This window comes from Hominimerdicola intestinalis (assembly GCF_054655215.1).
Map to the genome: position 1 here is coordinate 1 of NZ_BAAHNZ010000002.1, position 19,331 is coordinate 19,331.

Sequence of the window (19,331 nt, forward strand, 5' to 3'; positions counted from 1 at the left end):
CGTCTTCAGTTCTCTTTCCTTCACTCTCAAGAGCGCCTGTCTATTATATCACATCCTCGCTTATTTGTCAACCCCTTTTTTTCAAAAGTTTTTGACCTCTCGCTCTTTTGTGATATCTGCCTTTCGGGCAACTTGTTTATTATACCACACTTCTTTCGGTTTGTCAAGTACTTTTCCCAAAGTTTTTTTCTTACCGCTTTCTGCGTGGCTCGCTTCCCTTTCAGACAGCTTGTTTATTCTATCACCTTTTTCCCCGTTTGTCAAGGGGAAAATCTCAGATTCGATAGATTAAACAAAATAAATCAATAAATTTGTGCAATTATATAACCTTTAACTACATTGTTGTCAGAAAAATTCCTGATTATTCATTAAAGGCAAAATAATCTTTTATTTGCCGCAAAGAATTTCCTGATTCTTCAGTGCGTCGTTATCGCAGATAATTATGCTTATATTTTCAGCATCTACCGCTGTTCTGCCGATATGATCTCCCCAAAAATCGATCAAATCAATCACGACCAGCTCGCAGTTATACTCTACGACAAATCCCCGGCAGTTTCTGTCAAGGTTAATTTCTATTAATTTATGATTTTCAGCAGCGTACTTTATAATGGTGTCATACATACTCCCGGCAATTTCTATTTTACTTTTTTTCTGCCCTTTATAATGGTATAGTTTCATAAGTCTTTGATAATAAAGCTTATCTGTTTCAAATCTAAATATATCATTAAGGCTAATCAGCGAAAATCCGTCGTTAAGTCCGCCGGCATCAATTTCATTCATTAATATAAAATCATTGTCAATTCCAAGTATATATCCGATTGTAAATCTATCACAGTCCTCAGGATCCGTATAAATATTTACCGCCGTCTCAGCTCCTATATATTCCTCCAACCGCTTTTTCATGCTATTATTCATATAACGTTATCCTCCGATATACTTGGAATATACTCGCGGTTCTCTATGACATAATCCATAACCTGACAGTAAAAATCAGTAGGATTCATAAGAATTTTAGACTTTATAAACTCCGCCTGCTCCTTATCAGGTGCAAATAGCGTAAGATCCATCAGCGTAAGTCCGTTGTCCTGACACGAGCAGTGAACCGAATAGCCTTTTTTTACAGGAGAGATCTCAAACCGCACGTCATGCTCCGCTTTAAGCTTTGCAAAAAATCTCAGTCCGGCGGCGTATATCCTGTCCCTCACGCTTTTACTGACTAGCTTTTTAAAGCTTTGTGCGCCGTCTTTGCCTTTCTGCGTAAGAAAATAATAAACTGTACCCTCCCGCTCCTCGAGCTTTATAGTTTCATTTTTAAGCATTTCACTTACAGCCTCGGAATAAAGGAAATAATTTACTATTCCGTCACCCGTAGCTATCTCGGTTAGCTGATTAGGCGTAATAGGTCTGTCCATCTGAAACAGAAAATACGCCAGAAGAATTTTCACCTCGTAAACGTCGGTAGGATTAAATATATCCGGCGTTATATTTAAACTGGAATAATCCTGTTCCAAAATATCACTCCTGTCAGTTGTTTACACGGGTGACGCCGAGCCTTTAACGACTAATCTTCATTGTCCTGCCCGGCGTCACCTATTAAAAATTTGGATATTCAAGCATATGGTTGAGCAGCGCAATATTCACCGCCGCTTCAACGCACGGCACGGCTCTCGGAACAACACAGGGATCGTGCCTGCCCTTTATAGCTATAGTTTCATTTTTCATTGCAGAATAATCGACCGTCTGCTGAGGCTGAGAAATTGACGGCGTAGGTTTGAATGCTACCTTTAAAGTAATAGGCATACCTGAAGAAATTCCGCCTAAAATTCCGCCGTGGAAATTAGTTCTGGTTACAACGTGACCCTGCTCATTTACATAAAACTCGTCGTTGTTTTCAGAACCCAGCATTTTTGCGGCGTTAAAGCCTGCTCCGAACTCAAGTCCCTTTACCGCAGGGATTCCGAAAATAAGCTGAGCAATTGAATTTTCAAGTCCGTCAAAGATCGGAGAGCCTATTCCTGCAGGAACGTTTATTGCAATACATTCGATAACTCCGCCGACGCTGTCCTGACATTCACGCGCCTTTTCGATATCCTTTATCATAAGCTTTCCCTTGCGCTCGGAAAGAACAGGAAACTCCTTTTCACGCAGTGCGATAATATCGTCTCTTGATGTTCTTATATGATCGAAGCTGTCGTCCTTTATCTTGTGTATCTCAGAAATATGCGCTCCGACATATATGCCGCGCTTTTCAAGTATTTGACCTGCAACTGCCCCCGCAAAACAGAGAGGAGCGGTAAGTCTGCCGGAAAAATGTCCTCCTCCGCGCTGGTCGTTAAATCCCCTGTATCTTAGCGCACCGGTATAATCGGCATGACCCGGACGGGCAAGCTTTGAAAGACTGCCGTAATCCTGTGAGTGCTGATCGGTATTCTGTATAAAGGCGCAGAGAGGAGTTCCGGTAGTTTTTCCGTTGTAAAAGCCGGACATTATCTGCGGCATATCCTTTTCGCGCCGCTGTGTCGAAGTCTTATCCTTTTTGGGAGCACGCCTTGACATAAACTGCATAAGCTTGTCCATATCTATGCTCTCTCCCGGCGGAACATTGTCCATGCAAACGCCGATCGCAGGTCCATGGCTTTCTCCGAAAACCGAAAAAGATATATTATTATTCCATGTTGACGACATTATTTTTCCTCCAACTATCCTATTTTTGGGACTTGTATTTATTATAAGCCTTATCTATTAGCTCTTTTGCTTTTAAATATTCATTATCTCCGGACATTACGCAATAAACTCCGCTTTCGCCCAGAACTTTATCTCCGTAATCCCTTAAATATTCATCTCCGTAATACTGACCGACAAAAGGCAGCACATCTTCTCTTACATCACATTCCAAGAACTTCCCGTCGCAGTATTCCATAAGATATTCCGCACCCGAAATTTTACCTTTACGAACAAGCTCAGCGCCCTCGGAGTCGCTTTTCTCTCCCTCAAAGCCGTTTTCTATTATCCAGCGCAGAAACAAGCCTATATGGTTTGCGGCACAAAGCCATATCTCATTAATCTGTTCATTGCTGAGTGCTAGATCTTCGCTTAAATTCATACGGCTGCGATATTCTTTTTCTGCGCTTTCGTAATGCCAGTCAGCTCTGTCGATACTCATTTAAATCACCTCAAAAATACCGCCCAGCGCTCTGAAATCCTCCCAGAAGTCAGGATAAGACTTTGATACGCATTCCGCTCCGGTTATGATAAGAGGATTTGCGCATCTTGTCGAAGCGATCGCCGTCGCCATAGCGATTCTATGGTCGTTAAAGCCGTCGATAGTTCCGCCGTCAAGAGAGTCAACACCGTCTATTACAAGTCCGTCAGAAAGCTCAGTGATCCTTCCTCCTATTTCATTGAGATTGTACGCCATAGCTGCAAGGCGGTCGCATTCCTTTATCCTCAGACGCGCTGCATTCGTAATATAAGATCTGCCCTTGCAGAATGTTCCCAGTACCGCTAATATCGGCACAAGATCGGGAATATCAGAACAGTCTATCCGAAAAGGCTTTAGATCAGTACTATTATTATACACTATTTCTCTGCATATTTCAATAATTTTTTTGTCGCCCTGATAAGATTTTTCGTTTAAGCCTGCAATTTTAATATCCGAACCTAAAGCGTTTGCAGCCTCAAAAAATGCCGCCTGAGAATAATCTCCCTCAACATCTCCATTAAAAGGCACAAAAGCCTGTCCTCCCATGACGGAATATCCGTTTGCGGTTTCAGAGATGTCACAGCCGAAATCCTTAAGCGTACCTGAGGTTATGTCAACATAAGGCTTTGACTCTAGACGTGTTGTCAGGACTATTCTGCTTTTCCCGTCAAGTAGAGGAAGCGCAAAAAGCAGACCTGTGATAAACTGCGAGGATATATCTCCGCTAAGCGTAAAATCGCCTGCCGTCAGCTTGCCTTTAATTGTCAGCGGTAAGAACCCGCCATCTTTTGCAGAGGAAAAATCAAGGGTCACGCCGTGCTTGGGAAATTCCTCTATATAAGGAGCAATAGGACGTACGGGCAGCTTTCCTCTGCCGATAAAGGTACACTCAACACCGAGAGCAGCCGCAACGGGAATTAAAAACCTCAGCGTTGAACCGCTTTCACCGCAGTCAAGCACCGCTTTTTCAGGGATCTTTTCAATTCCCGTAATGACTGCGGAAGTTCCTGAAAATTCTATTGCTGCGCCAAGTCTGCGCATACATTCCATAGTAGCGAGAATATCCTCTGAGGGATATAAATTTGAGATCTCCGACCTACCCTTTGCCAGAGCCGCCGCTATTATCATTCTGTGAGCAGCGCTTTTTGACGGTGGGATATTTACTGTACCCGAAAGCTTTGACGGAGTAATTTTTATATTCATTTTATTCCTCCTTAATCTTTGTAAGTCTGATCAGATTTATATGTTTTACCGCTTAATTCCCAACGCTTCATGCACTGCGTTTTCAATATCCTTTACCCTTTCGGACAAAAATTCCGGATTTTCCTTAAACCATTTTATATTAAGCGGCGACGGATGAGGCAATATATATGCGGGTCTGCCGTTTATCGTTTTATCCGTAAACACAAGCGATGTAAAGTCCTCACCCTTAAAAAACAACTCCGCAGCTTTTCTGCCGATTATTATATATATTTTATTGTTCACCGCTTCCATCTCATTGAACAGCCATTTTTTCGCACACACCGCAGGAGGAAGCTTATCTCCGCCGCCCGAAGCTTTTCCGGGATAACAGTGCCCGGCACAGGTCATATAGAAATTTTTGGGATCATAGAAATCCTCGTCGGATATTTTATACCAATCTCTCCTGAGCCTTCTTCCCCCTGCGTCATCAAACGGTTTAAGCGTCACAGATACGCTTTTGGACGGCGCCTGACTTATCTGTACGATACAAGCGTCGGCATTGCCGAAAAAAACGGGACGAGGCTCAAAGCCGAAGCGTTCCCTGCACAAGCGGCAGGAAAGTATTCCGCTTTTCAGTTCTTGAAAATCCATTTTCAGCACCGATCCTTTGCAAATTCCGGACATTTTATTCGCTGCCCGAAGATAAGACTTCTTTTTTATATGCCTGTTCCGTCAGAATATCCTTAATGGAGCAGGGCGGAAATTCTGCAAGAGAGGAGTGCTCCGTAAGAGTTCGGAGTATACGCCAGCCGTCATAGCTATTTACCGCGTTTTCAGGTATCGGCTTAAATCCGAAATCAAGATACAGTCTTGCAGCAACCCATGAGGTCGTCTGGGTCGGTATCTTTATTGTCTTGTATCCAAGCTCTCTGAGCCTTGCAAGCGCATGAGAAATAAGCGGACGTGCAAGCCCCCTGCCCTGAAAATCACGGGCAACGGCTACCCAATGAAGCCAACCGGCTCCTGAGGTATCTGTCGGCTCGTAATAGGCGGTAGCCGTCGCAACCTTTTCACCGCTTTCCGTTTCTATAAAAAACATACGGCTGCAAAGCTCAGCTTCATGTCCGCCGTAATACTTTTCCCAAGCCTTTATTCCGTCCTGACAGGTTTCAAATTCCTTTGCCGACCGCTCGATCCTTATCCAGCTGTCCCTGTCGCCGTCGTTATAATATACAAAGCTGTAACCCTCGGGCAGAGGATACTCCTTTATTTCATCAACAGTATCATTATAAAGCAGCAGTTCATAATATTTTATTCTTTCGTCATGATTATCAAAATTCATAATAAATTCACTCCGTCAGCCGTTATTTTCCAAGGAATCCATATACTCCTGCAATTTCTGAAAAAGCCTTGCCACATGGATACCGTCTGCAAAGGAATGATGCACCTGAACCGAAAATGGCATAAGCTTTCTGCCGTTTTTTTCATATAATCTTCCCCAGTCAAACATCGGATTTGCTTTAGTATTATCTCCTGAAAACGTGTGCGATACCGAGGTATAGGAAAACCACGGCATAGGCGAAAACTGAAATGCGTCGTTCGCCGGAAGCGAATCGCAGTAGGTTTTCTGTTCGGCGATGATCCTTTCCGCATTATTTATATATTCCTCCATACTTTCGGCATATGGCGCACAGACGTAATAGAAAAGCTCGTCGCCGTCTTTAAGGTATGTAAATTCTGTACCGCACTTATCGTACAGCACTATATTCCCGTCCAGAAAACGATAGCGGAAGTTTTCAAGCTCATTGGCACACTTCGTTACCGCATAAATAAAAGCAAGCGTAAAGGAACAGTCTTTAGCTTTTACATAGCTGTAAAGCTCAGTCACATCTATATCGGAAGTTACACAGTAGCTCGGCTGTACCGAATTTCTGAAAATACGGCAGTGAAGCTTTCTGTCCCAGCTGTTTTCATCAATTATTTTATAATTGCCGTTCATTTGACTGTCCTCCGTTTTTGTTTATTACATTTTTTCCAGGACCTCAGCGATCTCCTTTTCTGAAATTTCCATGCCGTAATTATTTTCTCCGAACTTCTCCATTGCGCCTATCTCATGCTGAAATACAAATCTAAGCTTCCCGTTACGAACCTTTTTATCTGTATAAAGCTTTTTTACAAGCGCATTACGGTCTATATATTCCGGAATCGTTGTCGGCAGACCGGCGCGCCGCAGGAGCTGTTCAACTCTGAGCACGTTTTCATCAGAAATAAAGCCCAGCTTTTGCCCCAGTCTTGCCTGAGCGCAAAGTCCGATAGCTACCGCTTCTCCGTGCAGAAGCTTATAATCGGATACCGTTTCGATCGCCCTGCCTACAGTATGACCGAGATTCAGTATTTCCCTAAGTCCGCTTTCACGCTCGTCCTGCATTACGACTTTATACTTTAGAGCGCAGTTTTTTTCGGCAATATATCCGCAGACATTCCTATCGTTTTCAAATACTTTTTCAATATTTTTTTCAAGATATTTAAACAGCTCCGAATCACCCAGACAGCCGTGCTTTATAGTTTCGGCAAGTCCGCTGGAAAGCTGTCTGCGCGGCAGGGTCTTCCATGCGCTTATATCAATATAGACCTTTTTCGGCTGATTGAATATACCTATAAGATTTGTGGCAAGCGGCGTATCTACGGCAGTTTTTCCGCCGACGGAAGCGTCTGCCGCGGATAAAAGAGTTGTAGCATAGTTTACAAACGGAACTCCCCTGCCGAATGTGCCTGCCACAAAGCCTGCAAGGTCGGAAACTACACCGCCGCCTACGGAAATTACTCCGCAGTCCCTGCGATAACCGCATTCAAGCATAGTATCCTCAACAAATTCTTTCATAGCTCTTGTTTTGGATCTTTCACCTTCAGGAATAATTATCTTATCCGACTGAAAGCCTGCTTCAAGGATTTTTTCGTGGATCTCCTTGGCATACAGATCGTCTACAACCGAATCGGTCACAACGGCAAGCTTTTTTATATTTCCTAAAAGGCCGTTTTTTAAATCATTTATCAATGTATCCTGTAAAGCATGACCTATTTCAATATCATAAGAATCATCTACGACTTTTTTAAGCTCGCAGTAAAATTTCATTTTATTACCTCCATTATCAGGTTCACAGCAGAACCGCAGAGTTCAGCGGTCAGAGCATTTTTCGGCGTCGATCGCAAGCGCTATCATAAGTCCCGAAAGCGCATTTTCATCATTATAAATGTCCAGAATATAGGTATCCGTCAGACGCATGATCTCTTTTGATACCGTCATTATCTTATCTTTTCCGCTGTACACCGAATAGTCCCATTCAAGCCAGTTGCCGTCTACCGTCCAGCCGTTATAATCAAGGGCGAATCTCGGCTTAAAAAAGGTGAACTGCTTTTTTATTCTTCCGGCATAGCTTCCGCCTATATATATCTCAAATACCGGAAGAAAGCTTAGAACCTTTTCCTTCAGCATTCCGACTTCGTTTCCCGTTCTGTCATATATCCTGAAGCAGTGACCCCACGCAAGCTGACCTTTTACATTAAATACGGCGTTCCCGCTCTCGTCGTAAATATCGTAGCTGTCAAACCATGAAAATATTCTCTGCCTGAATACAAGCTTCATTGCTAATCATCTCCCCAAATATCGCTTAATATTTACTTCAGCGCTTTTTCTTTCCGAAAGAACCGAAGCTTCATTTATAAACTCTGCCTGAGTTCGGAATTTCCTCCATACAAAGCCCTTCGGAATATACCAATGCAGCGTTTTAAACTGAAACAATTATACCATAACGTCCGTCAAAAGTAAATAGCCGCCGGATCATATGCGCTTCAAAACAGCATGGCAACGCTCAGGGCTGCTGCAAATCAAGCTCCTAACTTACAATAGCAAATACGGGAAGAATTGCACGCAAATTTGCAGCTATGCATTAAAGGCTTTTTGTTAAATTAGCTTTTGTAGACATTCTCGATATATAAAATTTGTCAATTATAAATAAGCGCACATTGGATCAAGTTTAAGCCGCTCCCTCTATGCAGAGGGAGACAGACTATGGACCAGACGTAAAGCGGAGCGGTCAGTATTTCAATCCTCTCCCTCTATGCAGATGGAGGCTAGTATGCACATTTCTTTCCATGTACTGATTTCTGATTTCAATCCTCTCCCTCTATGCAGAGGGAGACATAGCGTCAATAGTAAGAAAACAGGGCAGATCGCTCCGCCCTGTTGATTTATCAGTTAATATCAAGAGGCTTGCCGCAGAACTCCGCCATTGCTTTGATCTTTTTCATAGTTTCGGCAAACTGTGCAGGAGTAAGCGACTGAGCGCCGTCGCTCCAAGCATTCTTGGGATCATTGTGTACCTCGATTTCGAGAGCGTCACAGCCTGCCGCAACTGCGCACAGCGACATAGGCTCTACCAGCGAAGCAATTCCCGTTGCATGGCTTGGGTCTATAACTATAGGAAGATGTGTCTTTTGCTTTAGCAGAGGAACAGCGGATATATCAAGAGTATTTCTTGTAGCCGGCTCAAAGGTTCTGATTCCACGTTCGCAGAGTATTACCTTTGTGTTGCCCTCAGACATAATGTACTCAGCTGACATCAGCAGCTCCTGCAGGGTGCTTGAAAGTCCCCTTTTCAGAAGTACCGGTTTGTCGCACCTGCCGAGAGCCTTCAGAAGAGTAAAATTCTGCATATTTCTTGCACCTACCTGAACGACATCCACATCTGCGAACAGATCAAGGTCGGAAAGATCCATAATCTCAGTTACTATCGGAAGTCCCGTTATCTTTCTTGCCTGAACGAGAAGATCAATACCCTCCTTGCCAAGTCCCTGAAATGCATACGGAGAAGTCCTGGGCTTGAATGCGCCGCCTCTAAGCATTGTAGCTCCGGCTTCCTTAACTGCTATGGCAGTAGTTATTATCTGCTCCTCGCACTCTACCGAGCAGGGACCTGCAATAACATTCAGCGTTCCGCCGCCGATTTTTCTTCCTGCCACTTCGATAACAGTATCGTCAGGGTGAAAACGGCGGTTTGCATTTTTATACGGCTCCTGAACACGCTTAACAGCTTCAACTATTTCCTTTGCCTGAACCGATTCCATGTCGATCCTGGTAGTATCACCGATAAGCCCTATGATATTGGAATGAACTCCCTGAACAAGATTAGTTTTTACATCAAAGCTCTGAAGCCAGTTCATCAGCTCGTCGATCTGCTTTTCCGAAGCTGAATTTTTTAATACGATTACCATTTCAATTCCTCCAAAAATAATTTGATTAATAAAAAAGCCGCAGCCCGAAAAACTCAAGCCACGACTGAAATATTACAAGTATAAAGTATCTGATTACCTACTCGCCTAATCTCAATGCAGCTTTCTTCACACGCCAAAAAAACCTGAAGCCAAAAAAGAAGCTCAAGCTAAAAAAGAAGTATGTAAAGACTGCGTTTGAAATTACAGAGTACATAACCAGACTTTTCCTTTCATAATTTTATTAACACAGATATTATAAACCCTGAACTTATACTTGTCAAGTATCCTATGATTTTTTTACATTTTATTCATATGGGAGCTGCCTGCGCAATAAAAATCAATTCATTCCAAAAAGACAATATGGCTAATAAATAAAGGGGACATTCCCAAGACTGTAACAATTATTTCAATCCTCTCCATCTATGCAGAGGGAGACGCCAAATTCCTCGCCGTTAATTACCGCCTTGATTGTATTTCAATCCTCTCCCTCTATGCAGAGGGAGACTTGCAATTGTTATGACTTTTGTTTCCTGCGGGGAATTTCAATCCTCTCCCTCTATACAGAGGGAGACTTCACCTCAGGACTAGTTTATCCACTTGCTTTTAATTTCAATCCTCTCCCTCTATACAGAGGGAGACGCTTTGTTTTTTGTTGCTGTTCATTTTGTTTCTGGATTTCAATCCTCTCCCTCTATACAGAGGGAGACTTCTGACAGTGTTGAAAATCTTGTTCATGAAAGTATTTCAATCCTCTCCCTCTATACAGAGGGAGACGATATGACCACTTTTCCATCTTATCGCTTGGGATATTTCAATCCTCTCCCTCTATACAGAGGGAGACTAACAGCATTGCCAATCTCGTTAACGAGCTAGTCATTTCAATCCTCTCCCTCTATACAGAGGGAGACCTGTGTGGTTTTCTCAGTGGGAACCGGGTAAAACATTTCAATCCTCTCCCTCTATACAGAGGGAGACCGTGCATGGGTATCCTGGGAGTTTTTGCACAAATATTTCAATCCTCTCCCTCTATACAGAGGGAGACCTTAATCAGATCACTGCTCAAGTAGACGGACTAAATTTCAATCCTCTCCCTCTATACAGAGGGAGACCTACATGGGATGAGGTGGCTGTTGTAATGAACGAATTTCAATCCTCTCCCTCTATACAGAGGGAGACGGAGATTTGAGCAGGCGGTCAACATTCTCTAGCAATTTCAATCCTCTCCCTCTATACAGAGGGAGACGGACAAGCGCCTTACCTGCGTGTATCTTATATGCATTTCAATCCTCTCCCTCTATACAGAGGGAGACGTCAAAGGCAAAAAGCCCGGAAAGGAATTTAGATATTTCAATCCTCTCCCTCTATACAGAGGGAGACCTACGCCCTTTGTGATTATTCCCGAACTTTGAGATTTCAATCCTCTCCCTCTATACAGAGGGAGACTTCTATTTCCCCTTCCAGTCTGTCAATCAACCGATTTCAATCCTCTCCCTCTATACAGAGGGAGACCGCAAAGTTGCACAATATACTACATTTAAGCTGTCATATATATGTGCAGCTCTGCTAAATATTTTATCTGCGCAAATTATTTTCAATAGATTTGCAATTTTTTATAAGTAATATTCCAGTGCGAATAATCCATGAATTCTATGTAAGCTTATCATTCGCGCTAAAATATAAGCGGCTTCTCAACATTTATTGTATCCTTTGCTCCGATGTGTTCTACTTTCGTTTTGTGATTATCACCTAAATAATAAAACCTCAGGCTATCCTTTTCCTTGTCTATTATATTTTCAAGCTTTTGCTTTACCTCCCTGCATTTAGCTGCGTCCATAATACATTCAAACACTGAATTCTGAACCCTTACCCCGTAATTTACACATTGCTTTGCTACCCTTCTTAGTCTGGTCTTTCCTGCTTTGGTTTCCGTATTTACGTCATACGTTATTAATACAAGCATATTTATCACTTCCACATAAATACTGGATAACTGTCCAGATCGCCTCTTATATATCTTGCAAGCAGAAGAGCCTGAACATACGGAAGCATTCCCCATTCTGCTTTTTCTTCAAGAAACGGGTGCTTAATTATCTGGCTCTTTCGGTTCTGCCATGCCTCAAGAAAAATTCTTCTTGAATCATCAGACATTATGACTGCGCCGTTTTCACATTTGACAAAATCCTTACCTGATACCATCTTTTTATTTATCAGCATTAAAACGAAACGATCGCACATAACAGCTCTGAACTCTTCAACAAGATCCAAAGCCAGCGAACGTCTTCCCGGTCTGTCAGTATGCATAAATCCTACAAACGGATCAAGACCAACCGCTTCAAGAGCAGAGGTGCACATTCCTGTTGCAAGAGAATACGCAAAGGACAGCATTGCGTTTACATTATCAGTCGGAGGCCGCTTATTTCTTGATGTAAAGCTAAAATCATCCTTCTGCTGAAGTATCATATCGTTAAATACTGAAAAATATACTGACGCAGCCTCTCCCTCTATTCCTCGGAGAGCGTCTGCAGATGTTACCTCAAAGCACTTTTTGAACGACTGCGCAAGAAAACGTGATTTGGCTTTGAACTTATCGGTATCTATCCTCAAAGCATAATCCCTGACCGTTCTTTCGATCACCCATCTGCTATTGTATATTTTTCCTGCTATCATATTTCGGGCAATTTCCAGAGAAGCGGAGCTGTCCTCTGCAATGCGGTACTGTTCTCTTCTCAGAAATACATTTCCGCTAACCGCTCCCTGAGTTCGGCAGAGGAATCTTCCGTTTGCGCTCATGAAGCATATATCTATGCCGTATTCCGCACACTTGCCCATAAGAGCAGGACTCGCTCCTGTATACCCGAAAGTAACGATAGAATCAAGATTATGAAGCGGAACTCTGCCGATACATTCTCCCTCGGCGCTTATGACCACGTTCTCACCGTCAAGTGAAAGGTATCTGTCAGGAGTTGTAACATAAAGCGTGTTAAGTAGCTTCTTCATCTGAAATACCGCCCTCCGTTTCGTTCATTGCCTCTGTAACATATTTCCTCGCGCTTTTATTCTTCATCAGACCCGGCAGGCACAAATCCTTCAGAGAACAGGCGTTGCACGATTTGCTTCTTTTGACCTTCGGAGTATGTTTTCTGGCATACAGCATACGCATCTCGGCAATAACAGCTTTGGTTCTCTCACGAAGCTCCTTGCTAAACACAACTTTATACCTTCTCTTATTCTCGCCGTAAAACATAAAGCCTTCGTTTATTTCGCAGCACAGCATTTCTTCAAGGCACATTGCCTGAGCGCACAGCTGCATTATATCGCTTTCGTTTTCCTTTGGCTCTCCCCGTTTGTATTCAACGGGAACTACAGAATATTTACCCTCATGGCCGAAAATCTCTGTTCCGTTTTCCGAACATATAAATTCGACTACGTCACATTCGCCGTTTATCCCCAGCTCTGAAGATGAAACAGCCATGCCTCGGGTAATTATTCTGTTTCCGCGTTTCTCGGTAAACTCTTTGTCGTGAGCGTTCCTATGCATAATGCTTCCGTCGACAGTACGGTAATTTTCTTCCCATTGCTGTTCAATATATATTAGCGCCCATTGTCTGCGGCAGAAAACAAAATGCTGTATTCCGGAAATAAGCAGATATTCGTTCTCGTTGTATTCCGTCATATCATATCGTAAACCTCAGGCTCCAATCCCTCCAGCTTATCGGTATAAATATTATAATCGTCAGCGGACAGCGGCTTGCTTACGCCTTCCTTAGGCTCAACATGAAGGCTGCGGTGTACCTTTGCAGAAGAATACTTCGGAGTCTTGCAGCCGTGCTTCCACCAGTATACTCTGCAAACCTCCATGCTTCCGTCCGGCCTTGCTGAAGAACTGTCGTTTTCAAAAAGTGTAATAAGCGCCTGCTTTATCTTTTCTGCGTCTTCGTCGGTAAAGCCTGTTTTTTCCGCAAGCTGACAATTTATTGATCCTTTTGCAATATACATACCGAATTCGACCATATGCTTCATTCCCATTGTATCGGAACTTTTGCTCTGCTTTCCGCTTTCACTGTTGACGCTTTTGGTTATCTGCAAGCTTACTACATCGATCGGAGCAACACTTATAGCCTGATTGATCGAAACAGGGCCTCTTACTCCTACCGAAACATCGCTGCCTTTAAAAGCAAATACCTGTCCGAAACTTCTTACGTCGATCCATTCTGCACAGGCAGCTTTTGCATACTCGTCACGGTCGGTTTTCTTTCCGTTGGTTATGGATCTCAGCGCCGCACAGTTTTCAGCACGGCTGCGAAGGCTGTCAAAACCGTCGTCGCAGCGTTCATCGGACTTAACAAAAATATTTTCGCCCATATCCTGAAGCCTGTTGCGTATTTTTCTCTTAATACATACGTCAGAGATCTCTCCGTAACCCTCAAAAGTCTCTCTTGGGCGGTTTCCGTTAAGCGGATCACCGTTCGGATTAGCGTTTGCTGCGGTAAATACCACCGCAAAATCAATTTTTGTAGAAAGTGTACTCATTGTTTATTCCTCCTTGTTTTTCTTAGACTTATAGAATTCTTTTGACTGATTATGATAACCCAGCAGATAGCTCGGCTCAAGTCTTTTGGTGCTTGTATAATCCTCAAAGCTGAATTTTGACAAGATCTCGTCCATCAAGGACTGATAATAAACAGCTTTGCCTTTTTCAAGCTTATCGATATAAGGTCTTAACCGCTCCTCAATAACCTTCCAAGTTTGATAAGGACTGGTTGAAAACCTCTGCCAGTATCTTCTGGCATTTGTAATACGTTTGTTTCTGTCCGTTTCGTCATAAGAATCAGACTCTAATTTATCTGCTACGGCAAGAAGTCTGCCGAAGAGATAGCTTCTTTCACGATTCTCTAAATCCAATGCCATCATTTTTTCCTCCTCATTTTTAGTTTTTTCTGTCCTTGCTTTTCTTATCATTGCACAAGCCGCCTCAAGAACCTTCTGCCAATTATAATACTCGCTGTAAGCAAGCGGATTTGAAGCCTTGTTTACAAGAGCCGTTACCAGCTCCTTAGGAATATTTCTGTTTTCGGTAACGCACGGAATAAGTCTGCACATATAATCCGTCTTAATTTTAGACTTGCATTTAATGAAGCTTCCCTGCTCCGTTCCGAAAGCACATTCGATAAGATCTTTCAGGCTGAACGAATTTATTACTGTCGCTTTAAGCTTTCCGTTGAATCTTAACCATGAAGAGCATCTATGCCAATTCTCTACATTCTTGAGAAAATCCGAACCCGAAAGCTCCGAATACAAAACTATTGACAAACGTCCGGTCGTTGCCGAATCAAGTCCCATTACCATAGCTTTTGAATCATGCTTCAGCTGTGATCTATAGCCGAAGATCGTTCCCGACAGTAACTGCCTGTACGCAGGATATGTATCGGCAAACTGGACCTCTTCTCCGATAGGCAGTCCGACATAGCTTACAGAAGGATCTGGAAGTTTGCGCAGAGCGCTTTCCCATATTACAAGCATAAGAGAATTTTCAATATTTACGCCCTGCCTGCTTATGAGCCATTTCAATGCGTTATGCATTTTCTGAGAGAATTCATAGCTTACAGAAAGAGCCTGCTCCTTATTGTCGAATCTTCCTCTATATGCAAAGCCGCTTTCGTCGTTTGAGGATATGAGCCTGCCCCTGTCTCCGGAATTGCGTATCTTTGACGGATGCTTATATGTACAGGGCAGCTCCCTTCCGGTAGCGTAGCAAAGCTGAACATTACCGATCTTATCGGAATTATACTTAATAAAACAGTCGTAAAGCGTTTTATCCTCCCATGTACGGGATTCCCGCATTATATCGGCATACTCTATTCTGAACCTTACAAACGCATCTTCCTGTTTTATTCCCTCAATACTGACCTTGTCCTTAAGTCTTCCGTTCTCATCATCCTGTATAAGAACGCCGGCAGCGATAAGATCTTTTATTAAGCAGCGCTTCTCAAGGTACCTGTAAACCGCCGTAACTGCGGCATGACCCGAATCGGACTGCTCCCATGCTTTCAGCTGAGCAAGATACGCCTCAAAACAGTCTTTGTTATCGGAAACATAATCTCCGTAATCGCCTGCAATATAAACAAGCTTGTCCGCAAAAGGGTGGGGACATATATTGGAAGACCTGACAGCTGAATCCTCCGTAACCGGTATTACAGTTACCGCGTCAGACTTCACAACTGTCCTTGCAGACTTAAACTCACCGCTTTCGCTCAGCGTTAATTCTATCTGGGCATTTGCAGTAGAATGAGAAACAGGAAGTAGCTGAGGATCACATTCTGTATTCCCACAGTTGCTCTCATAAACCTTATAAAGCTCGTTAGTCCAGCTCACTTCCGTCACCTCCGCTGAATTCGTCAAGTCCGCTGAAATTGTTCAGTTCTTTTCCGAACTTCTTCATAGGCATTTCCTTGATATGACGTTTAATAGTGCATTCCTCCGGACGGATAAAATCAATTACTCCGTTTTTCATTACAGGCTGCCACAGACGCACAGTCATCTTACCCTTGTCTTCATCGCAGACTGCTTCGTCACAGTAAGTTATTCCATGGAGCATGATCCCGTATAATATTTCGTCCTCTTCATCATACGCGCCTTTTCCTTCTCCGAAAACGCAGGGTTCAGCATATGCCTGACATTCCCGAGTCCCAAGATAACAATCTCTTCTTCCTCCCCTTTCTATCATTCTTTTGGCAATATTATGGTGCTTGTTCTCGTTCCGATCCTCGGCAAGCTCCGGACGGTTCTCGTTCCATTCAAAATGCGCCCTGACCTGATAGCTTACATCTCTTAAATATGTACAGTAAGCCAGATCGTTGCCGCCGCCGTATTTTATGGGTCTGGTTCCCTTACGAATAGTAAGGATAGGCTTCATTACTCTTACCGAATCAATTATCCAGACGAACGTAGGCTTCCAGTAGATCGACGCAAGTATACCTTTCAGCGATTCATATGTAGGCACCGGATATGAGAACTTCTCCAGTCCCGGTCGGGTAAGAATGTCCGAAAACAACGCATACTCGCCGCTGACGGAAAACTCGACCGTATTGCGGTAGTTGGGTTTGCTCATTGTATCACTCCTTTTTTCTGACGTGTTTATATAATAAGTTTAATATTATATACTGATTAATCCATGATTTATTATATTATCGCTGTAATTCGGCGCGGATTTTGAATTTACCGCATTGCACTTCTATACAGTAAATTCTTTTTCAAAATATCAAAACCTCACGCTGAATATTTTCACGTTTGATACCAAGATCTACAGTATCATAGAACTCCTTTTTAAGTGCAAATACACCGCCTGATCTCAGCTCATATACGGCGTTATCTGAACGAAGCGCTTTAAATGCGTCATGATATACGCTAACCGTGTATTTTTGAGCCTTTCTCAAAAGCTCGGTTTCTCTGCCGGGTCTTATTTCAGAATTAAGCTCAAGAATAATTTCCTCGGCTTCTTCATTATACGGCACCAAAATATCCCTTGTATTTTCTGATATGACGCAGAACAGCTTTCCGGCTGTAGCAAATGCCTGAGAGATAAATTTATCATTGCTTTCGGATAATTCAAAACGGTAACTGTTCAAAGACAGCAGATTCAGCAGCGTAGTATCAGTACCCATGTCATTTTCTTTATAGCCAAGTTCTCTTTCAAACTCTTTATACAGCTTCCTGAAATAAAGCGACATGACTTCAACGCCCAGATAGTCTTTGAAATCGGCTGATAAAAACTGTCTTGAAATATCCTGTGCGGCTGTTATTTCCTTCAGGTAAGCCAGCTTTTCCTCACAAAGATTTATTACATAAACCGGACGGATTTTATCCCTGCCGTTTCGATTGCACCTTCCAGCCGCCTGTGCGAAATTATCCATTCCCGCCAGCGATCTGACAACACAGTTAAAGGAAATATCCACTCCGGCTTCGATAAGCTGAGTAGTTACGCATATAACAGGCATTTTTTTATCGAGCAGCTCTCTTATCTCATTTATCTTGTCTTTTCTATGACGAGGACACATATTTGTGCTTAAATGTATAACGACCGGCTTTTGCTCGTCGGGCATTCTGTCAACTATCTCCTTAATTGATACAAATAGATTATAAACTGACTTTTTTGTATTTGCTATCAAAAGCAGATTGCCGTTTTCAAGATATTTTTCACAACTGAAAGCAGCTGCCTCCGCAAAGGTATAGCCTTCAGTTTTAAGCATAGGTATAAGCTCGGTACGCTGAAGCTGCTGAAAATCAGCGCTGTGATCTCCTGTCATACTGTACTCCTCGTCAAGTATGATAGGATAATCGGTATTTTCAAAATCAGGCTGAGTAGCAGAGCAAAGAACAATAGTACAGCCGCATATTCCTGAAAGAAAATTCATTGCCAGATTAAACAAATACACACATTTCAGCGGTATCGACTGAACCTCGTCAATAATAATAACCGAATCTGCAAGACGGTGGAATCTTCTTACCGACGTCATTTTTCCGAGAAATAAAGTATTAAGGAACTGTACCATTGTAGTAGCTATTACGGGAGAATCCCATTTATCGCATTTAAGCTCGTAATCGGCTAGCTCCTCAGCGCCTTCTATTTCACTTACGATATTTGAATAATGCTCTAAGAAAAGGCTTTTATCTCCGACTAAAGCGCCTATTTCTCCGCTGTTCTGTTCAAGTATAGACATGAACGGCGCAACATATATGATTTTTTTCTTTTTAAAATTGCCGCAGTAATCCGCCGCAAATCTAACAGACGATATAGTCTTTCCTCCGCCTGTCGGAACTATGAGCCTGCATATTCCTCTTTTTTCAGAAGCAAATTCAGCGCACCTGTCCGATATATCAGTTCTTATTACCGATAAAGGACTTTTATCAGCTCTGAAGCTGTCGCATTTATCCCTGATATTTTTTCGCATACTTTCCCAAAGCTGCTGCGTATCCGCCTCGCATGAAACAGTTTCTGACATAAAATCCGACGTATCTGTACGGTCTGCGTCTACAAGCACCGACTGGCACAATCTTTCATACATTCCCATATAAAAGGCAAACAGCGTATACTTCATATTTTTTTTGCTGCTGAGCTTTTCGGTCTTATCGCTTAGATCCAGAAGCTTCATGAGCATATTCATATGTTCATCCGCCGCTGTTTTCAGCAGACTGATAAGCTCGTCCTCCTGTATAACTGTACCTACGGCTTTATGTATTTCATCATATCTGTCCGACTTTGAAATACGCTTCTTAAAATAGTCATTACACTCTTTGTCTATCCAGTCGTGAAGTCCGTGATGAGATATTACGATATGCGCGATAAGCTTTGCGGCAGCATCGACCTCCTGGCCGCCGACTTTTCCGGCAAGCTCCATTATATACTTCGCTCCGGCATAGCTGTGGTCTATATCTCCCCTGGCATAGCTATTCCGGTTATGTATATAGTCAGCAAAATCTACGGTAAGCTTGCCAATATCATGAACCAATGCGGCAACAGCAGCTATAGCTGAGACACCGTAACTTTCAGCAAACATCACAGACAGCTTCTTTACGCCTTCCGTATGTTCCCCTACAGTTTGTTCTCTTCCGTCAGTTTCACGTATATGAGCCGTGTATTCCACAAAATCCCTCCTTAAATTCTCTTTAATTACATTAT

Annotated in this window: 19 protein-coding genes and 1 CRISPR repeat array; all 19 genes read right to left on the reverse strand. The window is 42.8% G+C overall.

Annotated features, from left to right (window positions below):
* Nucleotides 1–81: 81 nt before the first annotated feature.
* Nucleotides 82–264 carry a hypothetical protein gene (locus ACYQ0H_RS02330; RefSeq protein ID WP_459811233.1) on the reverse strand — a complete coding sequence of 61 codons (183 nt, stop codon included), beginning with the start codon at nucleotides 262–264 and terminating at the stop codon, nucleotides 82–84.
* A 123-nt stretch (nucleotides 265–387) separates the two neighbouring features.
* On the reverse strand, nucleotides 388–915 hold the full coding sequence (locus ACYQ0H_RS02335; RefSeq protein ID WP_459811234.1) for a hypothetical protein: 528 nt from the start codon (nucleotides 913–915) through the stop codon (nucleotides 388–390).
* The gene (locus tag ACYQ0H_RS02340) at nucleotides 912–1,511 is read right to left on the reverse strand and encodes a DUF4364 family protein (protein WP_459811235.1); all 600 of its coding nucleotides are present in this window, start codon (nucleotides 1,509–1,511) and stop codon (nucleotides 912–914) included. The genes ACYQ0H_RS02335 and ACYQ0H_RS02340 overlap by 4 nt, the downstream gene beginning before the upstream one ends.
* An 82-nt stretch (nucleotides 1,512–1,593) precedes the next feature.
* Nucleotides 1,594–2,685, reverse strand: a complete 1,092-nt coding sequence (gene aroC / locus ACYQ0H_RS02345) for a chorismate synthase (protein ID WP_459811236.1) — start codon at nucleotides 2,683–2,685, stop codon at nucleotides 1,594–1,596.
* Nucleotides 2,686–2,704: 19 nt separating this feature from the next.
* Complete coding sequence (locus tag ACYQ0H_RS02350) at nucleotides 2,705–3,163, reverse strand: DUF7832 domain-containing protein (protein WP_459811237.1); 459 nt, start codon at nucleotides 3,161–3,163, stop codon at nucleotides 2,705–2,707.
* On the reverse strand, nucleotides 3,164–4,405 hold the full coding sequence (gene aroA, locus ACYQ0H_RS02355; protein WP_459811238.1) for a 3-phosphoshikimate 1-carboxyvinyltransferase: 1,242 nt from the start codon (nucleotides 4,403–4,405) through the stop codon (nucleotides 3,164–3,166).
* 45 nt (nucleotides 4,406–4,450) lie between these two features.
* Entirely contained in the window at nucleotides 4,451–5,035 is a 585-nt protein-coding gene (locus ACYQ0H_RS02360; protein WP_459811239.1) for a uracil-DNA glycosylase family protein, read from the reverse strand.
* A 34-nt stretch (nucleotides 5,036–5,069) separates the two neighbouring features.
* On the reverse strand, nucleotides 5,070–5,726 hold the full coding sequence (locus ACYQ0H_RS02365; RefSeq protein WP_459811240.1) for a GNAT family N-acetyltransferase: 657 nt from the start codon (nucleotides 5,724–5,726) through the stop codon (nucleotides 5,070–5,072).
* 15 nt (nucleotides 5,727–5,741) lie between these two features.
* A complete protein-coding gene (locus tag ACYQ0H_RS02370; protein WP_459811241.1) occupies nucleotides 5,742–6,383 on the reverse strand; it encodes a CatA-like O-acetyltransferase in 642 nt (213 codons plus the stop codon).
* Nucleotides 6,384–6,407: 24 nt separating this feature from the next.
* Nucleotides 6,408–7,517 carry a 3-dehydroquinate synthase gene (aroB, locus tag ACYQ0H_RS02375; RefSeq protein WP_459811242.1) on the reverse strand — a complete coding sequence of 370 codons (1,110 nt, stop codon included), beginning with the start codon at nucleotides 7,515–7,517 and terminating at the stop codon, nucleotides 6,408–6,410.
* Nucleotides 7,518–7,559: 42 nt separating this feature from the next.
* Nucleotides 7,560–8,027 (reverse strand): LURP-one-related/scramblase family protein, encoded by a 468-nt coding sequence (locus ACYQ0H_RS02380; RefSeq protein WP_459811243.1) that lies wholly within the window; start codon nucleotides 8,025–8,027, stop codon nucleotides 7,560–7,562.
* 608 nt (nucleotides 8,028–8,635) lie between these two features.
* On the reverse strand, nucleotides 8,636–9,655 hold the full coding sequence (gene aroF, locus ACYQ0H_RS02385; protein ID WP_459811244.1) for a 3-deoxy-7-phosphoheptulonate synthase: 1,020 nt from the start codon (nucleotides 9,653–9,655) through the stop codon (nucleotides 8,636–8,638).
* Nucleotides 9,656–10,058: 403 nt separating this feature from the next.
* A CRISPR array of direct repeats spans nucleotides 10,059–11,164; the repeat unit is 33 nt; unit sequence ATTTCAATCCTCTCCCTCTATACAGAGGGAGAC.
* 160 nt (nucleotides 11,165–11,324) lie between these two features.
* Nucleotides 11,325–11,615 (reverse strand): CRISPR-associated endonuclease Cas2, encoded by a 291-nt coding sequence (gene cas2 / locus ACYQ0H_RS02390; protein WP_459811245.1) that lies wholly within the window; start codon nucleotides 11,613–11,615, stop codon nucleotides 11,325–11,327.
* Nucleotides 11,616–11,620: 5 nt separating this feature from the next.
* Nucleotides 11,621–12,652 carry a type I-C CRISPR-associated endonuclease Cas1c gene (gene cas1c, locus ACYQ0H_RS02395; protein WP_459811246.1) on the reverse strand — a complete coding sequence of 344 codons (1,032 nt, stop codon included), beginning with the start codon at nucleotides 12,650–12,652 and terminating at the stop codon, nucleotides 11,621–11,623.
* Nucleotides 12,636–13,328, reverse strand: a complete 693-nt coding sequence (gene cas4 / locus ACYQ0H_RS02400) for a CRISPR-associated protein Cas4 (RefSeq protein WP_459811247.1) — start codon at nucleotides 13,326–13,328, stop codon at nucleotides 12,636–12,638. The genes cas1c and cas4 overlap by 17 nt, the downstream gene beginning before the upstream one ends.
* Nucleotides 13,325–14,185 carry a type I-C CRISPR-associated protein Cas7/Csd2 gene (cas7c, locus tag ACYQ0H_RS02405; RefSeq protein ID WP_459811248.1) on the reverse strand — a complete coding sequence of 287 codons (861 nt, stop codon included), beginning with the start codon at nucleotides 14,183–14,185 and terminating at the stop codon, nucleotides 13,325–13,327. Before cas7c ends, cas4 begins: the two co-directional genes overlap by 4 nt.
* 3 nt (nucleotides 14,186–14,188) lie before the next feature.
* Nucleotides 14,189–16,027, reverse strand: coding sequence for a type I-C CRISPR-associated protein Cas8c/Csd1 (gene cas8c / locus ACYQ0H_RS02410; protein ID WP_459811249.1), 1,839 nt, complete (start codon nucleotides 16,025–16,027; stop codon nucleotides 14,189–14,191).
* The gene (gene cas5c / locus ACYQ0H_RS02415; RefSeq protein WP_459811250.1) at nucleotides 16,014–16,763 is read right to left on the reverse strand and encodes a type I-C CRISPR-associated protein Cas5c; all 750 of its coding nucleotides are present in this window, start codon (nucleotides 16,761–16,763) and stop codon (nucleotides 16,014–16,016) included. The genes cas8c and cas5c overlap by 14 nt, the downstream gene beginning before the upstream one ends.
* A gap of 142 nt (nucleotides 16,764–16,905) precedes the next feature.
* Nucleotides 16,906–19,296 carry a CRISPR-associated helicase Cas3' gene (cas3, locus tag ACYQ0H_RS02420; protein ID WP_459811251.1) on the reverse strand — a complete coding sequence of 797 codons (2,391 nt, stop codon included), beginning with the start codon at nucleotides 19,294–19,296 and terminating at the stop codon, nucleotides 16,906–16,908.
* Nucleotides 19,297–19,331 lie beyond the last annotated feature (35 nt).

Bases quoted from the DNA above. Each gene is read 5' to 3' on its own strand.
- ACYQ0H_RS02370 (WP_459811241.1), bottom strand. From the start codon at position 6,383: ATGAACGGCAATTATAAAATAATTGATGAAAACAGCTGGGACAGAAAG.
- ACYQ0H_RS02335 (WP_459811234.1), bottom strand. From the start codon at position 915: ATGAATAATAGCATGAAAAAGCGGTTGGAGGAATATATAGGAGCTGAG.
- ACYQ0H_RS02365 (WP_459811240.1), bottom strand. From the start codon at position 5,726: ATGAATTTTGATAATCATGACGAAAGAATAAAATATTATGAACTGCTG.
- aroF (WP_459811244.1), bottom strand. From the start codon at position 9,655: ATGGTAATCGTATTAAAAAATTCAGCTTCGGAAAAGCAGATCGACGAG.
- cas7c (WP_459811248.1), bottom strand. From the start codon at position 14,185: ATGAGTACACTTTCTACAAAAATTGATTTTGCGGTGGTATTTACCGCA.
- aroB (WP_459811242.1), bottom strand. From the start codon at position 7,517: ATGAAATTTTACTGCGAGCTTAAAAAAGTCGTAGATGATTCTTATGAT.
- cas4 (WP_459811247.1), bottom strand. From the start codon at position 13,328: ATGACGGAATACAACGAGAACGAATATCTGCTTATTTCCGGAATACAG.
- aroA (WP_459811238.1), bottom strand. From the start codon at position 4,405: ATGAATATAAAAATTACTCCGTCAAAGCTTTCGGGTACAGTAAATATC.
- cas2 (WP_459811245.1), bottom strand. From the start codon at position 11,615: ATGCTTGTATTAATAACGTATGACGTAAATACGGAAACCAAAGCAGGA.
- ACYQ0H_RS02350 (WP_459811237.1), bottom strand. From the start codon at position 3,163: ATGAGTATCGACAGAGCTGACTGGCATTACGAAAGCGCAGAAAAAGAA.
- cas1c (WP_459811246.1), bottom strand. From the start codon at position 12,652: ATGAAGAAGCTACTTAACACGCTTTATGTTACAACTCCTGACAGATAC.
- ACYQ0H_RS02380 (WP_459811243.1), bottom strand. From the start codon at position 8,027: ATGAAGCTTGTATTCAGGCAGAGAATATTTTCATGGTTTGACAGCTAC.
- cas5c (WP_459811250.1), bottom strand. From the start codon at position 16,763: ATGAGCAAACCCAACTACCGCAATACGGTCGAGTTTTCCGTCAGCGGC.
- ACYQ0H_RS02360 (WP_459811239.1), bottom strand. From the start codon at position 5,035: ATGGATTTTCAAGAACTGAAAAGCGGAATACTTTCCTGCCGCTTGTGC.
- aroC (WP_459811236.1), bottom strand. From the start codon at position 2,685: ATGTCGTCAACATGGAATAATAATATATCTTTTTCGGTTTTCGGAGAA.